Genomic DNA, 1,814 nt, shown 5'->3' with positions numbered 1-1,814 from the left:
TTTTTTTATGGTGCGCCGAGCATGGCGCGTAGCGCCTTGATTGGCGCTGTTAGTTAACCGTGGTGGTTAACCGACGACTTGGAGGTGAAAGTCCTCTACACACCCGGCAAGGGGAAGTGTTAGCTGAACGGCAAGGGTGTTCATCGTGAGGTGAAATCTGAAGGAAGCTGAAAGCAAAATGCGGGTCTGACGAACAGGAAGCCGTTTAGGCGGTACAGCGGGGTAAGGCGGCCATTATCGTCAACGCCCAATACTTGCACGGAACGCTGTGACGTAGAGCGGACAGACATATGCAGGAAGGTCACGCGAATTACCTCGGGAGAGCTGTCATTCTGCCAATGTGCTACCAATATCGAGAGGTGTTGGGATGGAATGACAGAAGTCAGCCGACGCCGTAGTAGTGATAATTAACCGACATCACGAAGGGCAGAACATGTTTAACCGCAATTAGGACATTGATACTCGATGCCGATTAATGACGCACAAAGGCAAAAGAATGCCACCACAGGTCAGGATAGCGAACAGAAGTCGTCAAAGCAGCCTTGTGGTGCTGAAACCGACACGGCGGTCAGTGGGCAAACGAAAGCGGAAATGCCGTTGACAATGGAAACGGTGATAGAAAGAAGCAACATGATGCTTGCTTATCAGCGAGTGGTGGAAAACAAGGGTGCGGCAGGGGTAGATAACCTGAGCATACAGGCGTTGAAACCGTGGCTGAAAAGACATTGGGCAAGTGTCAAAAGGGCATTAATGGCCGGAGAATATCTCCCCCGAGCGATACGTAAAATGGACATCCCAAAACCAGACGGTGGAGTGAGAACATTGGGTATCCCAACGGTGGTAGATAGACTGATCCAACAAGCCATCGCGCAGAAACTGAGCCCCTTAGTTGAGCCAACTTTCTCTCGATCTAGCTATGGCTTTCGACCATCCCGTAACGCATGGCAAGCGGTGCAACAAGCACAAGCGCACATGAACAGCGGGAAAAGATGGGTTGTAGACATGGACTTAGAGAAGTTCTTCGACAAGGTCGATCACGACATTTTGATGTCGAGACTGGCTCGGATAATCAAAGATAAATGCGTATTGAAGCTGATCCGCAGATATCTAGAAGCACCGATGAGGGATGGAAAAGAGCATATAAAGCGAACGCAGGGCATGCCGCAAGGTGGTCCATTGTCACCGCTGCTCTCCAACATATTGTTGGATGAATTGGACAAAGAGTTAGAAAAGCGAGGACATCTCTTCTGCCGTTATGCAGACGACTGCAATATCTATGTCAGGAGTCGGAAAGCGGGTGAACATCTCCTTAACGATCTCAGTGACTACCTCGAAAGGGGACTAAAATTGAGTATCAACAAGAAGAAAAGTGCGGTTGCGAGACCGTGGGAACGCAAGTTCTTAGGGTACAGCGTAACTTGGCACAAAAGCGTTCGCCTGAAAATCGCGAGCAGCAGCATCAGTCGACTAAAAGAGAAAATCCGTAACCTAACAACGGGTCACTGTTCAAAATCAGTCAAACGGGTCATTGATGAGTTAACTCCAGTGCTAAGAGGCTGGATAAGCTACTTCCGATACACAGCGGTAAAAGGCGTATTGGAGGAGCTGGACAGCTGGATAAACCGGAAACTACGCTGTTTATTATGGCGTCAGTGGAAGCGTCCGTACACGCGAGCCAAGAAATTAATGGCAGCGGGTTTACCCGAACAACGGGCGTGGAGTTCGGCATGTAACCAGCGTGGAGCATGGTGGAATGCAGGTTCGAGCCACATGAACCAAGCGATAAAAGTGTCGCTACTCAGGAAAGCAGGCTT

1 protein-coding gene is annotated in these 1,814 nt (G+C 49.7%); it reads left to right on the top strand.

Features of this window, described 5'->3' with window-relative positions:
- Window positions 1-465 precede the first annotated feature (465 nt).
- The coding region (ltrA, locus tag C5470_RS21710; protein WP_166291868.1) for a group II intron reverse transcriptase/maturase at window positions 466-1,814 on the top strand (1,349 nt) is incomplete at its 3' end.

The organism is Photorhabdus stackebrandtii (assembly GCF_011189495.1).
Taxonomy (GTDB): domain Bacteria; phylum Pseudomonadota; class Gammaproteobacteria; order Enterobacterales; family Enterobacteriaceae; genus Photorhabdus; species Photorhabdus khanii.
The sequence above is the reverse complement of the archived record's forward strand: the minus strand, read 5'-3'. Positions and strand labels throughout refer to the sequence as shown.